Annotated in this window: 17 protein-coding genes; 10 read left to right on the top strand and 7 right to left on the bottom strand. The window is 59.4% G+C overall.

The annotated features are described in order from the left end of the window. Positions 1-7: 7 nt before the first annotated feature. Together clpA and clpS are read right to left on the bottom strand one after the other, a co-directional pair. A complete protein-coding gene (clpA, locus tag POF45_RS27470; protein WP_259502065.1) occupies positions 8-2,278 on the bottom strand; it encodes an ATP-dependent Clp protease ATP-binding subunit ClpA in 2,271 nt (756 codons plus the stop codon). A gap of 30 nt (positions 2,279-2,308) precedes the next feature. Next, complete coding sequence (gene clpS / locus POF45_RS27465; RefSeq protein WP_259502064.1) at positions 2,309-2,692, bottom strand: ATP-dependent Clp protease adapter ClpS; 384 nt, start codon at positions 2,690-2,692, stop codon at positions 2,309-2,311. 225 nt (positions 2,693-2,917) lie between these two features. Between clpS and cspD the strand changes: the two genes are divergently transcribed. Further along, on the top strand, positions 2,918-3,175 hold the full coding sequence (gene cspD / locus POF45_RS27460) for a cold shock domain-containing protein CspD (protein WP_282317202.1): 258 nt from the start codon (positions 2,918-2,920) through the stop codon (positions 3,173-3,175). 74 nt (positions 3,176-3,249) lie between these two features. On the opposite strand, the gene icd is transcribed toward cspD, so the two are convergent. After that, positions 3,250-4,506: an NADP-dependent isocitrate dehydrogenase gene (gene icd, locus POF45_RS27455; RefSeq protein WP_027925122.1), complete on the bottom strand. Its 1,257-nt coding sequence runs from the start codon at positions 4,504-4,506 to the stop codon at positions 3,250-3,252. A gap of 491 nt (positions 4,507-4,997) precedes the next feature. Here icd and POF45_RS27450 point away from each other — a divergent pair, with 491 nt between their 5' ends. Continuing rightward, entirely contained in the window at positions 4,998-7,223 is a 2,226-nt protein-coding gene (locus tag POF45_RS27450; RefSeq protein ID WP_259502061.1) for an NADP-dependent isocitrate dehydrogenase, read from the top strand. Positions 7,224-7,278: 55 nt separating this feature from the next. On the opposite strand, the gene POF45_RS27445 is transcribed toward POF45_RS27450, so the two are convergent. Beyond that, a complete protein-coding gene (locus POF45_RS27445) occupies positions 7,279-8,052 on the bottom strand; it encodes a DUF72 domain-containing protein (RefSeq protein WP_282317201.1) in 774 nt (257 codons plus the stop codon). A gap of 3 nt (positions 8,053-8,055) precedes the next feature. Further along, positions 8,056-8,277: a hypothetical protein gene (locus tag POF45_RS27440; RefSeq protein ID WP_282317200.1), complete on the bottom strand. Its 222-nt coding sequence runs from the start codon at positions 8,275-8,277 to the stop codon at positions 8,056-8,058. Positions 8,278-8,663: 386 nt separating this feature from the next. On the opposite strand from POF45_RS27440, the gene POF45_RS27435 reads away from it, so the two are divergent. Both POF45_RS27435 and POF45_RS27430 read left to right on the top strand, forming a co-directional pair. After that, positions 8,664-8,978: a DUF2388 domain-containing protein gene (locus tag POF45_RS27435; RefSeq protein ID WP_259502055.1), complete on the top strand. Its 315-nt coding sequence runs from the start codon at positions 8,664-8,666 to the stop codon at positions 8,976-8,978. A gap of 100 nt (positions 8,979-9,078) precedes the next feature. After that, positions 9,079-9,480 (top strand): hypothetical protein, encoded by a 402-nt coding sequence (locus POF45_RS27430; protein WP_259502052.1) that lies wholly within the window; start codon positions 9,079-9,081, stop codon positions 9,478-9,480. A gap of 201 nt (positions 9,481-9,681) precedes the next feature. Here the strand turns inward: POF45_RS27430 and POF45_RS27425 are convergent, their stop codons facing one another. Continuing rightward, positions 9,682-10,398 (bottom strand): tellurite resistance TerB family protein, encoded by a 717-nt coding sequence (locus POF45_RS27425; RefSeq protein WP_259502050.1) that lies wholly within the window; start codon positions 10,396-10,398, stop codon positions 9,682-9,684. A gap of 168 nt (positions 10,399-10,566) precedes the next feature. Between POF45_RS27425 and POF45_RS27420 the strand changes: the two genes are divergently transcribed. From POF45_RS27420 to POF45_RS27405, 4 genes are all read left to right on the top strand, one after another. Continuing rightward, positions 10,567-10,932 (top strand): VOC family protein, encoded by a 366-nt coding sequence (locus tag POF45_RS27420; protein WP_259502048.1) that lies wholly within the window; start codon positions 10,567-10,569, stop codon positions 10,930-10,932. Between the two features lie 17 nt (positions 10,933-10,949). After that, positions 10,950-11,375, top strand: a complete 426-nt coding sequence (locus tag POF45_RS27415; RefSeq protein WP_282317199.1) for a GNAT family N-acetyltransferase — start codon at positions 10,950-10,952, stop codon at positions 11,373-11,375. A 137-nt stretch (positions 11,376-11,512) separates the two neighbouring features. Beyond that, a complete protein-coding gene (gene pcsA / locus POF45_RS27410; RefSeq protein WP_259502039.1) occupies positions 11,513-12,232 on the top strand; it encodes a phosphatidylcholine synthase in 720 nt (239 codons plus the stop codon). 144 nt (positions 12,233-12,376) lie between these two features. After that, the gene (locus tag POF45_RS27405; protein WP_282317198.1) at positions 12,377-13,219 is read left to right on the top strand and encodes an NAD-dependent protein deacetylase; all 843 of its coding nucleotides are present in this window, start codon (positions 12,377-12,379) and stop codon (positions 13,217-13,219) included. A 113-nt stretch (positions 13,220-13,332) separates the two neighbouring features. Here POF45_RS27405 and POF45_RS27400 read toward each other — a convergent pair whose 3' ends face one another. After that, entirely contained in the window at positions 13,333-14,235 is a 903-nt protein-coding gene (locus POF45_RS27400) for a LysR family transcriptional regulator (RefSeq protein ID WP_282317197.1), read from the bottom strand. Positions 14,236-14,391: 156 nt separating this feature from the next. Here POF45_RS27400 and POF45_RS27395 point away from each other — a divergent pair, with 156 nt between their 5' ends. Together POF45_RS27395 and POF45_RS27390 are read left to right on the top strand one after the other, a co-directional pair. After that, positions 14,392-15,090: a CoA transferase subunit A gene (locus POF45_RS27395; protein WP_282317196.1), complete on the top strand. Its 699-nt coding sequence runs from the start codon at positions 14,392-14,394 to the stop codon at positions 15,088-15,090. Positions 15,091-15,126: 36 nt separating this feature from the next. After that, positions 15,127-15,792, top strand: a complete 666-nt coding sequence (locus POF45_RS27390) for a CoA transferase subunit B (RefSeq protein WP_259502033.1) — start codon at positions 15,127-15,129, stop codon at positions 15,790-15,792. Positions 15,793-15,795 lie beyond the last annotated feature (3 nt).

Here is a 15,795-nt window from a genome sequence, read left to right as displayed (position 1 = left end):
GTTAACGTCAGGCCATTTCGGCCGTGGTTTCGAACTCGAAGGTCAGCTCGCCGTCCTTGAGGTCGATGTGAACCACACCGCCATGGTCGGCCAGTTCGCCAAAGAGTATCTCTTCGGCCAGTGGACGCTTGATCTTGTCCTGGATCAGGCGCGCCATTGGTCGAGCACCCATCGCCGCGTCGTAACCACCCGCTGCCAGCCAGCTGCGAGCAGCGTCCGTCACTTCCAGCTGCACGCGCTTGTCTTCCAGCTGCGCCTGAAGCTCGGTAAGGAACTTGTCCACCACGCTCTTGATGACCTCATGGCTGAGGCGACCAAACTGGATAATGGTGTCCAGACGGTTGCGGAACTCCGGCGTGAAGCTCTTCTTGATCACTTCCATCGCATCGGACGAGTGGTCCTGATGGGTGAAACCGATCGAAGCACGGGCTGCGGTTTCGGCACCGGCGTTGGTCGTCATGATGACGATCACGTTTCGGAAGTCCGCCTTGCGCCCGTTGTTATCGGTCAGCGTACCGTGGTCCATGACCTGCAACAGCAGGTTGAAGACTTCCGGATGCGCCTTCTCGATCTCATCGAGCAACAGCACGCAGTGAGGCTGCTTGGTGATGGCTTCGGTCAGCAGACCGCCCTGATCGAACCCGACATAACCTGGAGGTGCACCGATCAGACGCGATACGGTGTGACGCTCCATGTACTCGGACATGTCGAAGCGAACCAGCTCGATCCCCAACGCCTTGGCCAACTGACGCGCCGCTTCGGTTTTACCGACACCGGTCGGCCCTGCGAACAGGAACGAACCGACAGGCTTGTCAGGCGACTTGAGGCCGGCACGGGACAGTTTGATCGCCGTCGACAACGAGTCGATGGCGGCATCCTGACCAAACACCGTCAGCTTGAGGTCGCGCTCAAGGTTACGCAGCAGCTCTTTGTCGGAGCTGGTGACGTGCTTAGGCGGAATCCGGGCGATTTTCGCCACGATATCCTCGACCTGCGGCACTTCGATGCGCTTCACACGTTTCTCGACCGGTTGCAGCCGCTGATAGGCGCCCGCTTCGTCAATGACGTCGATGGCCTTGTCCGGCATATGCCGGTCATTGATATAGCGCGACGCCAGCTCGGCAGCAGCACGCAAGGCTTCATCGCTGTACTCGATGCCGTGATGCGCTTCGAAACGACCTTTGAGCCCGCGCAGGATACCAATGGTGTCTTCCACCGACGGTTCCGAGACATCGACCTTCTGGAAGCGCCGGGCCAAGGCACGGTCCTTCTCGAAGATTCCGCGAAATTCCTGGAACGTGGTCGAGCCGATGCAGCGAATGTCGCCGGACGACAACAGTGGCTTGAGCAGGTTCGAGGCATCCATGACGCCACCGGACGCAGCGCCCGCACCGATAATGGTGTGGATTTCGTCGATGAACAGGATCGCCTGCGGACGTTTTTTCAGCTCGCCGAGCAACGCCTTGAAGCGCTTCTCGAAGTCGCCACGGTACTTGGTCCCGGCCAGCAGAGCACCCAGGTCAAGTGAGTAGACGACGCTGTTGGCCAGCAGGTCTGGCACCTGGTTATCAACGATGCGCTTGGCCAGGCCTTCGGCAATCGCGGTTTTACCCACGCCTGCCTCGCCGACCAGCAGCGGGTTGTTCTTGCGACGACGCGCCAGAATCTGCGCAACACGCTCAACTTCCAGCTCACGGCCAACCAGCGGATCGATACGACCCTGGCGTGCAAGCTCGTTGAGGTTGCTGGCATAGGCATCCAGAGGATTGCTTGAAGAAGAAGACTCACCGCCCTCGTCGTCCTGCATATCTTGCTCACCTTCAGAGTGATCGCCATGCCCCGGCACTTTGGAAATGCCATGAGCGATGTAGTTGACGACATCAATGCGCGCAACGCTCTGCTGTTTCAGCAGGAATACCGCCTGACTCTCTTGCTCACTGAAAATGGCAACCAGCACGTTGGCGCCGGTCACTTCGCGCTTGCCCGAGCTCTGTACATGAAACACAGCACGTTGCAGGACACGCTGGAAGCCCAGGGTGGGTTGGGTCTCGCGATCCTCGTCATGCACGGGGATCAACGGCGTGGTGGAGTCGATGAACTCCTGCAGGTCATGCTTGAGTTTGTCGAGGTTTGCGCCGCAGGCACGCAAAACGGTGGCGGCAGCCTCATTGTCCAATAGGGCCAGCAGGAGGTGCTCGACGGTCATGAATTCATGACGCTTCGAACGGGCCTCCTTGAAGGCAAGATTGAGGGTGACTTCGAGCTCGCGGTTTAACATAGCTTCACCTCATACCCAAGTGGTCGGCGATTAACCGTCCTTCTCGATTTCACAGAGTAGCGGATGCTGGCTTTCCCTGGCGTATTGGTTGACCTGCATGGCCTTGGTCTCGGCGATGTCGCGGGTAAACACTCCACATACTGCCCGTCCTTCTGTGTGGACGGCCAGCATGACCTTGGTCGCCAGCTCGCGATTCAGGTTAAAAAACACCTCGAGCACTTCGACGACGAAATCCATCGGTGTGTAGTCATCATTGAACAAAACCACCTTGTACATCGGCGGCGCCTGTAGAGCAGGCTTCGCCTCCTGAACAGCAATGCCTGCGGAATCGTCGTCGTGTTCCTCCGGATGATCGTTTTGGAGAGTCGGGCGATCCTGATTGAATGTTAGTCGAATCTGGCTGATTGCATGCATGGAAAGAAAGGTTCGTCAGTTGTGCAAATACAGTGGTGGGGGCGGCTCTCAACGATTTCAACTCCGACTGCCCAGTCACCTTGACTATCGGAAAATCGGTGTTACAACCAATAGAGCCCACAGTGGGTAAAAAAGGTCCGCGGAGTCAATCTTATTTATCAGGACTGACTGCGGATGAACTGGATGATACTCCAGTGATGGAGTCTGTTGCAGAGGGATATGAACATGGCAGTCGGCAAGGTCAAGTGGTTCAACAATGCCAAGGGGTATGGCTTCATCAATGAGGAAGGCAAGACGGAAGATCTGTTTGCCCACTACTCGGCGATCACAATGGAAGGCTATAAAACCCTGAAGGCAGGGCAAGCCGTGAGCTTCGACATTATCCAGGGCCCCAAGGGGCTGCACGCAGTCGAAATCAAGGATGCGCTGGCCCGTGCCACCCCTACCGTCACAACGCCGCATCAAGAGACGGTATCGAGCTGACACCACTTATCATCCAGTCATAAAAAAACCGCCGAACTCGATGAGTCGGCGGTTTTTATCTTTCCTGAGTTCGCTTACATGTGCGAAATCAGCGCATCACCAAAGCCGGAAGACGATACCAGCTTCGCGCCGTCCATCAGACGCTCGAAGTCATAGGTCACGGTCTTGGCCGAAATCGCACCGTTGGTGCCCTTGATGATCAGGTCAGCCGCTTCGGTCCAGCCCATGTGACGCAACATCATCTCGGCGGACAGGATCAGCGAACCCGGATTGACCTGGTCCTTGCCGGCGTACTTGGGCGCGGTACCGTGGGTTGCCTCGAACATCGCGATGGTGTCGGACAGGTTCGCCCCCGGCGCGATACCAATACCGCCCACTTCCGCCGCCAGGGCGTCGGAGAGGTAGTCGCCGTTCAGGTTCAGGGTCGCGATCACATCGTATTCGGCCGGGCGCAGCAGGATCTGCTGGAGCATGGCGTCGGCGATGGCATCCTTGACGATGACGTTCTTGCCGGTTTTCGGGTTCTTGAACTGCATCCACGGACCGCCGTCGAGCAGGGTCGCACCGAACTCTTCAGCCGCCACTTCGTAGGCCCATTCCTTGAAGGCACCTTCGGTGAACTTCATGATGTTGCCTTTGTGCACGATGGTCAGCGAGTCGCGATCGTTGTCGACCACATATTGCAGGGCCTTGCGCGCCAGGCGCTTGGTACCTTGCAAGGACACCGGCTTGATGCCGATACCGCAGTTTTCGTCGAAACGGATCTTGGTGACGCCCATTTCATCTTTAAGGAACTTGATGACCTTGGTCGCTTCCGGCGAGCCGGCTTTCCACTCGATACCGGCGTAGATGTCTTCCGAGTTCTCACGGAAAATCGTCATGTCGACGTCGCCTGGTTTTTTCACCGGGCTGGGCACGCCTTCGAACCAGCGCACCGGGCGCAGGCACACATAAAGGTCGAGTTGCTGACGCAGGGCCACGTTCAGCGAACGGATGCCGCCGCCGACCGGGGTGGTCAGGGGGCCCTTGATGGAAACCACGTAATCCTTGACTGCGTCCAGGGTTTCCTGGGGTAGCCAGGTGTCCTGATCGTAAACCTGAGTCGCTTTCTCCCCGGCGTAGACTTCCATCCAGGAAATTTTGCGCTCGCCGCCGTAAGCCTTCTTCACAGCAGCATCGACAACCTTGATCATGACCGGGCTGATATCAACACCGATGCCGTCACCTTCAATGAAGGGGATGATCGGGTTGTTAGGAACATTGAGAGAATGGTCCGCGTTGACGGTGATTTTGTCGCCGACGGCTGGAACCTGAATCTTCTTGTATCCCATGCTGAACTCCATTGTTTGATTAAACATCTGGCCTCGTTCGAGCGTACCCCAGTTAAATCGGCGCGCAAACCCTCTGTTCCGCCCATCTGCCGCAAAGCCGCGCAGTTCGTGTTCTACAAGCCTGAAAGCAAAGGGAAAAGCGCCAAACTCAAGCACGGCGAATGACTCTACGCCCGGTACGGCCCTGCGACCTTTAGACCAATGGACGAGAATCGTTGCATATGAACCATCGGCAGATTGCCAGCTACCTATGTATAATGCCGCCGCTGACCACAGGGTCACACAGGCCGACCTCTCTATTACGAGACTTTCCAGCCGACAGGTCAGACTGTTATCGCAGCCCGACCGCTTGACGCTCTACTGATGCACCCAACATCACCGCGAAGAAACCTCGACATTCGGTTCATGGACGACTTTGAACGAACGCGCTTACCCGGCGCCCCTCGAGTTTCTGCGCACGCTTTAGCAAAGAAGAGAGAGTTAATCCGAATATGCCCACCCGCTCGAAGATCATCTATACCTTCACCGACGAAGCCCCAGCCCTCGCCACCTATTCACTGTTGCCTATCGTAGAGGCCTTCACCGCCTCCGCTGATATCGCCGTGGAAACCCGCGATATCTCTCTTGCAGGGCGCATTCTGGCCAGCTTCCCCGAGCAATTGGGTGACAAAGCCGTAGCCGACCACCTCGCCGAACTGGGCGACCTGGCCGTTACGCCTGAAGCCAACATCATCAAGCTGCCGAACATCAGCGCTTCGGTTCCACAACTGCAGGCTGCGATCAAAGAGCTGCAAGCCCAGGGCTTCGCGCTGCCGGACTACCCGGAAACCGTGACCACCGAAGCGGATAAAGAAGCCAAGTCGCGTTACGACAAAATCAAGGGCAGCGCCGTGAACCCGGTTCTGCGCGAAGGCAACTCCGATCGTCGCGCACCGTTGTCGGTCAAGAACTATGCGCGCAAGCACCCGCACAAAATGGGCGCCTGGGCTGCAGACTCCAAGTCCCACGTCGCACACATGAGCACCGGCGATTTCTACGGCAGCGAAAAAGCAGCCCTGATCGACGCCGCTGACGCTGTCAAAATCGAACTGATCGCTCAAGACGGCACCACCACCGTCCTGAAAGAAAAGACCACCGTGCAAGCCGGTGAGATCCTCGATTGCGCCGTACTGAGCAAAAACGCCCTGCGCAGCTTCATCGCTGCCGAGATCGAAGACGCCAAGGCCAAGGGCGTGCTGCTGTCGGTTCACCTCAAAGCCACCATGATGAAGGTCTCCGACCCGATCATGTTCGGCCAGATTGTTGCCGAGTTCTATAAAGATGCACTGGCCAAGCACGCTGACGTGCTGGCGCAGATCGGCTTCAACCTGAACAACGGCATCGGCGACCTGTACGCTCGCATCAAGGCTTTGCCTGCCGAACAGCAAGCCCAGATCGAAGCGGACATCCAGGCGGTCTACGCCGTTCGTCCGTCGTTGGCGATGGTCAACTCCGACAAAGGCATCACCAACCTGCACGTACCGAGCGACGTGATCGTCGACGCCTCGATGCCGGCGATGATCCGTGACTCCGGCAAAATGTGGGGCACTGACGGTCAGTTGCACGACACCAAGGCGGTGATCCCGGATCGCTGCTACGCCACCATCTACCAGGCGGTGATCGAAGACTGCAAGGTAAACGGCGCTTTCGATCCGACCACCATGGGCAGCGTGCCAAACGTTGGCCTGATGGCGAAAAAAGCCGAAGAGTACGGCTCGCACGACAAGACGTTCCAGATCAAGGCCAACGGTGTCGTTCGCGTCACCGACAGCAAAGGCGCCCTGCTGCTGGAACAGTCGGTTGAAGCCGGCGACATCTTCCGCATGTGCCAGACCAAAGACGCGCCGATCCAGGACTGGGTCAAACTGGCCGTCAACCGCGCTCGTGCCAGCGCGACTCCAGCGATTTTCTGGCTGGACCCGATGCGCGCCCATGACGGCGTGGTGATCGAGAAAGTTCAGGCTTACCTGAAGGATCACGACACGTCCGGCCTGGACATTCGCATCATGTCCCCGGTTGACGCCATGGCGTTCACCCTGGGCCGCACTCGTGAAGGCCTGGACACCATCTCGGTGACCGGCAACGTACTGCGCGACTACCTGACCGACCTGTTCCCGATCATGGAACTGGGCACCAGCGCCAAGATGCTGTCGATCGTGCCACTGATGAACGGCGGCGGCCTGTTCGAAACCGGCGCAGGCGGTTCGGCACCCAAGCACGTCCAACAGCTGCTGGAAGAAAACTTCCTGCGCTGGGATTCGCTGGGCGAGTTCCTGGCCCTGGCCGCTTCCCTTGAGCACCTGGGTGTGACGTACAACAACCCTAAAGCCCTGGTGCTGGCCAAGACCCTGGATCAGGCCACCGGCCAGTTCCTGGACAACAACAAGTCGCCATCGCGCAAAGTCGGCAACATCGACAACCGCGGCAGCCACTTCTACCTGGCGCTGTACTGGGCTCAGGCCCTGGCCGCCCAGACCGAAGACGCTGCATTGCAGGCGCAGTTCGGCCAGCTGGCCAAGACCCTGGCCGAGAACGAAGCGACCATCGTCGCCGAACTCAACGCCGTTCAAGGCAAGCCAGTGGACATCGGCGGTTACTACCACGCCAATGCCGAGCTGATCAGCAAGGCCATGCGCCCGAGCAACACCTTCAACGCGGCGATTGCTGCGCTGGTTTAAGGTTGTAAGGGAACATCACAAACCCCGGCCCTGTGCCGGGGTTTGTGTTTTCGGGCTAACTGAAAGAGTGAACCTGCTCGCCAGGGCGTGAGCCCGAACGCTGGATCTCCTGACCCAACAGCCCGCTCAGCTGTAACGCATTGCCCAGCGCAAACCCGCTGGCGGTGTTGTCAAAAATGCACCACGCCTCAGCGCCTGCCTGCACCGCGCCGAGTATCTGCCCGGCCAAGGCCTGTAGTCGCAGCGCATCATAATCACTGTGATAAATCCGCGGTGAACCGTGCAATCGCCAATAGCGTATACCCGCCCAGCCACGCGGCACCTGGCCATCGGTCATAGGCGACGGGTCAGCTGCCACACGCCCGATTTTCTGCTCGACCAACAACGCCTCTGCCGCCCCCCAGCTTTCATGCCGGGGTTCGAGCACTACAGCGCCGGCATAACGCTCGCGCAACCCGATGAAAAAAGCCCTGGCGATCAGCGCGTCGTAAACCAGCGAGGGCGGTAGTTGTACCAACAGGCAGCCCAGCGTGTCGCCCAGCGCCGTGCATTGACCGAGGAACTCGTCGAGCAACCGCTCACAATCCTTCAACCGCTGAACATGCGTCAGCAGCCTGGGGGCCTTGACCGAGAATCGAAACCCCATCGGCACCGACTGCGCCCAGCGTGCATAGGTTTGCGGCTTATGGGGACGGTAGAACGAGCTGTTGATTTCAACCGCCGACAGCTGCGTCGCATAGCGCTGCAAATGCGTGCCGTGCTCGGGAAACAGCGGCCAGTGTTCACGGGGCAGGCTCCACCCGGCGCAGCCGATGTACAGCGGGCCCATCACCTAGGTTCCACCGCCGGTGCCTTCAATCGCCTTGGCAAAAGCAGCGCCCGCCTCGCGCACCAGCCCGCGCCATTCAACACCGTTGATCAACCCGGCACGCTCCATCTCATCGGCGGCTTTGAGCAGCTCATCGTACTGTTCCTCGCTGTCCATACGGATTTCGGGCTCGCGCAGCAGCTTGTACCAGGCCGCCAACGCTTGCTGCTTTTGATCGTCACTCATGGTCGGGCTCCGGCAGGTTATCTGGCTTGGAAGCGCTCAGATGAGCCGCCGTTCACAGCGTCCGACAAGTGGCGCTCTGACGTTGAATACCGCCAGGCTACGACTGCCAGCGCCCGGCAGGTTCGTTGATCCATCGGCCCGGCGTGACAGGTTCAAGGATTTGCCGGGCATTGAACATGCTTGCCAAATTGCCAAGGGAAATAACGTTTGAGCCTGGACCTGGTCATCCGCAACGTGGCGGGATTGCGTGCCACAAGGTCGGAATTCGGACAGTCAGAAAAGACGTCTGAAAGCAAATTGCGAAACAACGGAACTCCCGCGCATCTGCGCACCTCCTACACTTAGAGGTACTTCCTTTTTGCTTTACGCTGTTGGAGGACGCCGTCATGCGCCGCATGTTAGTCATTTCTTCTTTGCTTCTGTGTCTGCCCGCCGGGTCGGCCCTTGCCGTCAGTGGTGAGCACGTCGCGACCTCTGCGGGTGTTTCCGCATCCCTGTATTCGACCTTCAAGGATCACAAAATGGTGATTCCGGCCAGGGACGATGTGTCCGCGTTTGTCGCCAGCGATGGCGCGATTCGTGGCGTGTACATGGAGGCGGTACTGCAACAGATCCGCCAGGACAATCCCGGGCTCAACGCCAGCGATGCCGACCTGGCCAACGCCATCCTTGTACAGTACGAGGGGCCTGCCAGCCATTAAAGTGGCAGGTTGACCGAGGCAGGCGCGGTTTCAAGCCTGCCTCGGGTTGGCGCTCGAACGCTATGGGCAAATCCGCTCAGGGACCACTATGATGGGGTCCATGACGACCATTGCCTCACTGCGCTCACCCTGCCCGCCCGGCGCCTGCAATTGCGGGCGCGACCCGCTGCTGGAAACACCCGGTGCGGATGTGCGCATCCTTTTGCTTACGCGTCAGGAAGAAAAGCGCCTGCTGGATCGCCTGGAAAACCTGCAAAGCCTGGCTGATCTTGAGCGCCTCCAGCAGCGCATGCATGAGCAGTTGGGCATTCGGGTGGAGCTGGTCCCAAGCTTCAATGAAGTGCGGACCATGCGCGGTATTGCCATCACTATTGAAGAACGGCCGGGGTTGTGTCGCAAGACTCGGGCGTCGATTCCTGCAGCGATTCGTCGGGGGCTGGAGAAGCGGCCGGAGATTGCTTATGCGCTGCTTAATGCCAATGATTTGTTGAGGGATGCCTGAGTTGTGGATGTGAGCGTTTGCCGGGGACGGGGGTTTGCCTGGCAGAGGGAGGCTGGATGTGCTGGCCTCTTCGCGGGCAAGCCCGCTCCCACAGTGATTGGTGTCTATCTCGGATTTAGTAACCACCACTGATCTACTGTGGGAGCGAGCCTGCTCGCGAAGGCAATCTGTCTGTCAATACAGCCACCACCCTTGAGTGAACTAAGCCGCCCCACCCTTCACCTGCTGCTCCAGATGCACCTGCAACTCAGGATCAATCTTCAACGCCGCCGCCAGTTCATCCAGGTAATTGCGTTCGGCATCCTGCTGATCGTCCACCACCATCACACTGGCCAGATACATTTGCGCCGCGATCGCCGGGTCGGTGGCCAACTTCGCTACCTCAGTGGCATCCAGCGGGCGGGCGACTTCGTCGTTGATCCACTGTTGCAATTGTGGATCGTCGGTGTAGCGACCGATCTCGGCGCTGATCATCTGCTGCTCTTTATCATCGATATGACCGTCGGCCTTGGCGGCGGCGATCAATGCGCATAACACGGCGCGGCTGTGTTCCTCGATTTCCGGGCCGGCCAACAGGTTTGCCGTTCGCGGGGCTTCTTGCGGGGCTTGAGCCTGGTTGCGCTGCCAGGTCTGGTACGCCTGCAATGCCATCATCCCGAGAGACGCCAGCGCCGCATAGTTGGTGCCACCGGTAGAACGGGTCTGAGGGGCGCCGCCCAAGGCTGAACCGCCGCCCAGCAAACCGCCGAGCAACCCTCCCAGCCCGCCGCCGCCCGCACTGGCGGCGGCGCCACTGCCACCACCCAACAGGCCGCCAAGCAATCCACCAAGACCACCCGGCGCCGATGCGCCGCCCTGTTGTGCCGTCGATCCCTGGCCGCCCCGCAGCAGTTGTTCGAGCAAATCGCTGGTATTCATGACGTCGTCCTCGTTATCAGGCGTGACATTGCGTCAGGCAACAATAGTTCTCACCGGCCATTGCGCCAGCACCGTCCGGCTGCTGCGGTTGGGGCATAGGGGCTCGCTGCTGACAGAAACTGACAGCGCCTTCTTTTATGCTGCCTGGATCATTTGCGGAGCAGCCCCATGATCACACCTCGCTACATTTTGCTTTTCGTCGAAGACCCGGCTCTCAGCGCCCGGTTTTATGAATTCCTGTTGGACCTTGCCCCGCTCGAACAATCGCCGACTTTCGCCCTGTTTGTCCTCGAAGACGGCTACAAATTGGGGCTCTGGTCACGGCACTCCGCCAAGCCTGCCGTGAGTGTTACCGGCGGCGGCATGGAACTGGCGTTTGCGGTGGACTCTGGCGAAGAAGTGGACGCGCTGTACCGCAAATGGTCCAGCCTGGGCCTGAGCTTCGTGCAAACGCCAACGGAGCTGGATTTCGGTCGCACCTTCGTCGCCCTTGACCCGGATGACCATCGGCTGCGAGTGTTCTTCCCTCGCTAATCAGGATCAATGAACCCATGGACCCGCTACAGATTGTCATCAGCGACGTCATCGAACCTTCAGTCAGCCAGGTCATCAGCGCCGGGCTCAGCGCCTTCAATGATCAGGTCACGGGGATCAACGATCGCCAAGCCCTGGCGGTGACCGTTCAGGACCCTGCCAGTGGACAAGTGCTCGGCGGCATTACCGGACGCAATTTTCTTGGGCTATTGTTTCTGGAGCTGTTTTATTTGCCCGACTCCCTGCGCGGGTCGGGGCTGGGTTCCAGGCTTTTGAAAGCGTATGAGGACGAAGGCCGTCGCCGGGGTTGCACGTCGGCGGTGCTTTACACCTTGAGTTTTCAGGCCCCGGGGTTCTATGAAAAAAACGGCTGGCAGCGATTCGGCGAAATCCCCTGCATCCCTGAGGGCTCCAGCCGGGTGTTCATGAGCAAGGCGTTGTAACGGGCTGCCGAACCAATACACATGCATGGTGAACCTTAGTTGCCGATTCCCGGTCGATACCTGCACCCCGACCCGGTTTGCCGACAGCCTTTGAAAGGCTGATGACTGGCTTGCTTCATCTTCTGGAGAACGCCCCCGTGATTTCGACCTTACACATTGCCAGACTCAAAGCCTGGGGCGCCCATGGTTTTACCGCCACCGGCGTCGTCACCGCCTTCCTCGCCACCCTGGCCCTGCTGGAAAACCAGCCCACTCATTGCCTGTTGTGGCTGGGCGTGGCGCTGATCGTCGATGGCCTCGACGGCGCGCTGGCGCGCAAGGTCAATGTGCAATCGGTGCTGCCGAGCTTCGACGGCTCGATCCTCGACCTGGTCATCGACTACCTGACCTACGTGTTCATCCCCGCGCTGTTCATCTACCGCTATATCCCGCTGCCGGACTACACCCTGCTGCTGACCGTGTCGCTGATTCTGGTGTCGTCGCTGTTCTGCTTCTGCAACGTCAACATGAAAAGCAAAGACAACTACTTCCAGGGCTTCCCCGCTGCCTGGAACGTCGTCGCGTTATGCCTGTACATCATCGCGCCCTCGCCGTGGATCACCCTGCTCACCGTCATCGGCCTGGCGCTGCTGACCGTGACCCGCATGAAATTCCTCCACCCGTTCCGCGTCCGCCGCTTCATGCCGATCAACATCGCCGTCACCGCCATCTGGCTGCTGTGCAGCCTGTCACTGGTGATCAACCACCCAGTGATCAATCCGCTGGTGATGGGGTTGTGGTTGCTGATGTCGGCCTACTTTCTGGGGATCTGCATCTGGAGGACTGGGCTGGAATGGTTTGAGGGTTCGTCGAGATAATCCAGTCGCTCTCCATTCCCTGTGGGAGCGAGCCTGCTCGCGATGACTGCGTGTCAGGCGAGATATTCTTGGCTGAAAGCTCGATCCCGCTGGGATCGCATTTGACCGACCAGCATTTATTCATGGCACAGCGGAGCGTGATGCATGCTTGATCGCCTTCTCCTCGAACAACTCGACCACCTCCAGCTATTGATGGCCGAACAACCGTTCGCAGTCCTGACCGGCGCCGGTATCAGCACCCCGTCAGGCATCCCGGATTACCGCGATAAAGCAGGTGTGCGCCGGGGTCGGCAACCGATGATGTATCAGGAGTTCCTTGCCTCCCACGAGGCCCGGCGCCGTTACTGGGCTCGGGCGATGCTCGGCTGGCCACGGGTGCGCCAGGCGCGGCCGAATGTGGCGCATGAGGCGTTGGCCAGTCTGCAAGGCGCGCAGAAGATCAGCGGTTTGATGACCCAGAATGTCGACACACTGCATGATCAGGCAGGCAGTCAGGATGTGATCGAACTGCATGGCAGCCTGCACCGGGTGCTGTGCCTTGATTGTTGCCAGCGCAGCGAGCGCGATGCGATGCAGCAGTTGATGGAGGCACAGAATCCCTACCTCGCCGGCGTCGATGCGGTGCAGGCACCGGATGGCGATACTCTGCTCGACCCGGCGTTCGAGGCGCGATTTCAGGTGCCGCATTGCCCGCATTGCGCGGGTGAGCGGATGAAGCCGGACGTGGTGTTTTTTGGCGAGAACGTGGCGCAGCCTACTGCTGCCAAAGCCATGGAGCTGGTTGGGAATTCAGCCGGGCTGCTGGTGGTCGGGTCTTCGTTGATGGCGTATTCGGCATTTCGGTTGTGCAAGGCGATGCAGGATCAGGGCAAACCGGTGATCGCGATCAATCTGGGCCAGACGCGGGCGGATGAGCTGCTGGAGATGAAGATTGAGGGTTCTTGCGAGTTGTTGCTGCCACTGTTGGCCCAACAACTGGCCATCTGACGAACCAAATCCTGTGGGAGCGGGCTTGCTCGCGATGGGGGCAGTACATTCAACATTGTCTTTGACTGACACACCGCCATCGCGAGCAAGCTCGCTCCCACAGGTTACGGTGATCATGACCCAGTCATGCGCGCTCCAAGGTTTTCTTCCTTGAGAATATCGAACAACGCCTGCGCCGCCGCCGACAACTCATGCCCCGGTTTGGTCAGCACGCCAATCGCCCGCTCCACCACCGGGTCACGCAGGGTGATGCAATGCGCGCCCAGTTCGCGCATCTGCCCGGCGCACAGGGCCGGTACAGCGCTCACCCCCAGGCCACTGGCAACCATTCGCCCGACTGTCGCCAACTGATGGCTTTCAAACTCCACCGGCAGTTTCATACCGCGCGACTGCAAGTGTTCTTCAAGCATCACCCGCACCGTGGACGGTCGTTGCAAGGTGATAAACGGCTGCTGCAACAGGGTTTGCCAGTCGATATCGTCAAGCCTGGCCAATGGCGAATCCTGCGGCACCACCGCAACAAAGCGGTCGATGTACAACGGTGTGAAGGCCAATGACGAACTGTGGGACGGCTCGAACGATACACCCAGCTCCACCTGCCGGTCGCGCACCATTTCCAGCACCTGTTCATTGATCACGTCGTTCACCGTGACATTGACCTTGGGATAACGCGCGCGAAACGTCTTGAGGATCGGCGGCAACAAATTGCCGGCAAACGATGGCATCGCCGCCAGCGTCACACGCCCGCGTTGCAGGGTGAAGCGCTGGCGCAGTTCATCCTCGGCGTTGTCCCAGTCGGCAATCAGCCGCCGAGCCAGGGGCAGCAGCGATTCACCTTCCGGGGTAAGCGCCACGTTTCGTGTGTTGCGACTGAACAAACGCCCACCCAAGCCTTCTTCGAGGGCCTTGATGGTCAGGCTCAGCGCCGATTGCGACAGGTGCAAGCGCTCGCAGGCGACGGCAAAGCTCAGACTCTGGGCCACGGCCAGAAAGGCACGGATCTGCTTGACGGTCATGCTTGCTGTGCTCCTACATGGGTGGATATTCGGTGGCTATTGGTGAGTTTTATCAATCAATCTTACCTAAAAAACAACTTAACAAATCAATCCTTCAGCGAGACACTTCTCTCCATTCGGCTAGCCAGCCGCCCACAAAGAATAAAAGAGGTGCATATGGCAGGTTTCGACAAGCGCGTGAGTTCCTACGAGGAAGCCCTGGCAGGCCTTGAAGACGGCATGACCGTGATCTCCGGTGGCTTCGGCCTGTGCGGGATTCCGGAAAACCTGATCGCGGAGATCAAGCGCAAAGGCACCCGCGAACTTACCGTGGTCTCCAACAACTGCGGCGTTGATGGCTTCGGCTTGGGCGTGTTGCTCGAAGACCGGCAGATCCGCAAAGTGGTCGCCTCGTACGTCGGCGAAAACGCCCTGTTCGAGAAGCAACTGCTCAGCGGCGAAATCGAAGTCGACCTGACTCCCCAAGGTACCCTCGCGGAAAAAATGCGCGCTGGCGGTGCCGGCATCCCCGCTTTCTTCACCGCGACCGGCGTCGGCACCCCGGTCGCCGACGGCAAGGAAGTGCGTGAATTCCATGGCCGCAAGTACCTGATGGAAGAGTCCATCACCGGTGACTTCGCCATCGTCAAAGGCTGGAAAGCCGACCACTTCGGCAACGTCATCTATCGCAACACCGCCCAGAACTTCAACCCGCTGGCCGCCACCGCCGGCAAGATCACCGTGGTCGAAGTCGAAGAAATCGTCGAACCCGGCGAACTGGACCCGGCGCAGATCCACACCCCTGGCATCTACGTCGACCGGGTCATTTGCGGCACGTTCGAGAAGCGCATCGAACAGCGCACCGTGCGTAAGTGATCCCCTGCCCCCGGACCGAATGAAGGAATAACAACAATGGCACTTTCCCGCGAACAAATGGCTCAGCGCGTCGCCCGCGAAATGCAGGACGGCTTCTACGTGAACCTCGGCATCGGCATCCCGACCCTGGTCGCCAACTACATACCCGAAGGCATGGAAGTCATGCTGCAATCGGAAAACGGCTTGCTCGGCATGGGCGCGTTCCCGACCGACGCCGAAGTCGACGCCGACATGATCAACGCCGGCAAGCAAACCGTGACCGCGCGCATCGGCGCCTCGATCTTCTCCTCCGCCGAATCCTTTGCAATGATTCGCGGCGGCCATATCGACCTGACCGTGCTCGGCGCGTTTGAAGTGGACGTCGAAGGCAACATCGCCTCCTGGATGATCCCCGGCAAACTGGTCAAGGGCATGGGTGGCGCGATGGACCTGGTGGCCGGTGCGGAAAACATCATCGTCACCATGACCCACGCCTCCAAGGACGGCGAGTCGAAACTGCTGTCGCGTTGCAGCCTGCCGCTGACCGGCGCCGGATGCATCAAGCGCGTGCTGACCGACCTCGCCTACCTGGAAATCGAAAATGGCGCGTTCATTCTCAAGGAGCGGGCACCGGGTGTCAGCGTTGAAGAGATCGTCGCCAAGACCGCCGGCAAGCTGATCGTGCCGGACCACGTACCGCAAATGCAGTTCGATGCGCAGTGAGGA

This window comes from Pseudomonas fungipugnans (assembly GCF_029955235.1).
GTDB lineage: Bacteria > Pseudomonadota > Gammaproteobacteria > Pseudomonadales > Pseudomonadaceae > Aquipseudomonas > Aquipseudomonas fungipugnans.
This window is presented reverse-complemented; position numbering and strand designations above follow the sequence as displayed.

Bases quoted from the DNA above. Each gene is read 5' to 3' on its own strand.
- POF45_RS27420 (WP_259502048.1), top strand. From the start codon at position 10,567: ATGATCACACCTCGCTACATTTTGCTTTTCGTCGAAGACCCGGCTCTC.
- POF45_RS27395 (WP_282317196.1), top strand. From the start codon at position 14,392: ATGGCAGGTTTCGACAAGCGCGTGAGTTCCTACGAGGAAGCCCTGGCA.
- clpA (WP_259502065.1), bottom strand. From the start codon at position 2,278: ATGTTAAACCGCGAGCTCGAAGTCACCCTCAATCTTGCCTTCAAGGAG.
- POF45_RS27405 (WP_282317198.1), top strand. From the start codon at position 12,377: ATGCTTGATCGCCTTCTCCTCGAACAACTCGACCACCTCCAGCTATTG.
- clpS (WP_259502064.1), bottom strand. From the start codon at position 2,692: ATGCATGCAATCAGCCAGATTCGACTAACATTCAATCAGGATCGCCCG.
- POF45_RS27430 (WP_259502052.1), top strand. From the start codon at position 9,079: ATGACGACCATTGCCTCACTGCGCTCACCCTGCCCGCCCGGCGCCTGC.
- POF45_RS27445 (WP_282317201.1), bottom strand. From the start codon at position 8,052: ATGGGCCCGCTGTACATCGGCTGCGCCGGGTGGAGCCTGCCCCGTGAA.
- POF45_RS27415 (WP_282317199.1), top strand. From the start codon at position 10,950: ATGGACCCGCTACAGATTGTCATCAGCGACGTCATCGAACCTTCAGTC.
- POF45_RS27435 (WP_259502055.1), top strand. From the start codon at position 8,664: ATGCGCCGCATGTTAGTCATTTCTTCTTTGCTTCTGTGTCTGCCCGCC.
- POF45_RS27440 (WP_282317200.1), bottom strand. From the start codon at position 8,277: ATGAGTGACGATCAAAAGCAGCAAGCGTTGGCGGCCTGGTACAAGCTG.
- POF45_RS27400 (WP_282317197.1), bottom strand. From the start codon at position 14,235: ATGACCGTCAAGCAGATCCGTGCCTTTCTGGCCGTGGCCCAGAGTCTG.
- POF45_RS27425 (WP_259502050.1), bottom strand. From the start codon at position 10,398: ATGAATACCAGCGATTTGCTCGAACAACTGCTGCGGGGCGGCCAGGGA.
- POF45_RS27450 (WP_259502061.1), top strand. From the start codon at position 4,998: ATGCCCACCCGCTCGAAGATCATCTATACCTTCACCGACGAAGCCCCA.
- icd (WP_027925122.1), bottom strand. From the start codon at position 4,506: ATGGGATACAAGAAGATTCAGGTTCCAGCCGTCGGCGACAAAATCACC.
- cspD (WP_282317202.1), top strand. From the start codon at position 2,918: ATGGCAGTCGGCAAGGTCAAGTGGTTCAACAATGCCAAGGGGTATGGC.
- POF45_RS27390 (WP_259502033.1), top strand. From the start codon at position 15,127: ATGGCACTTTCCCGCGAACAAATGGCTCAGCGCGTCGCCCGCGAAATG.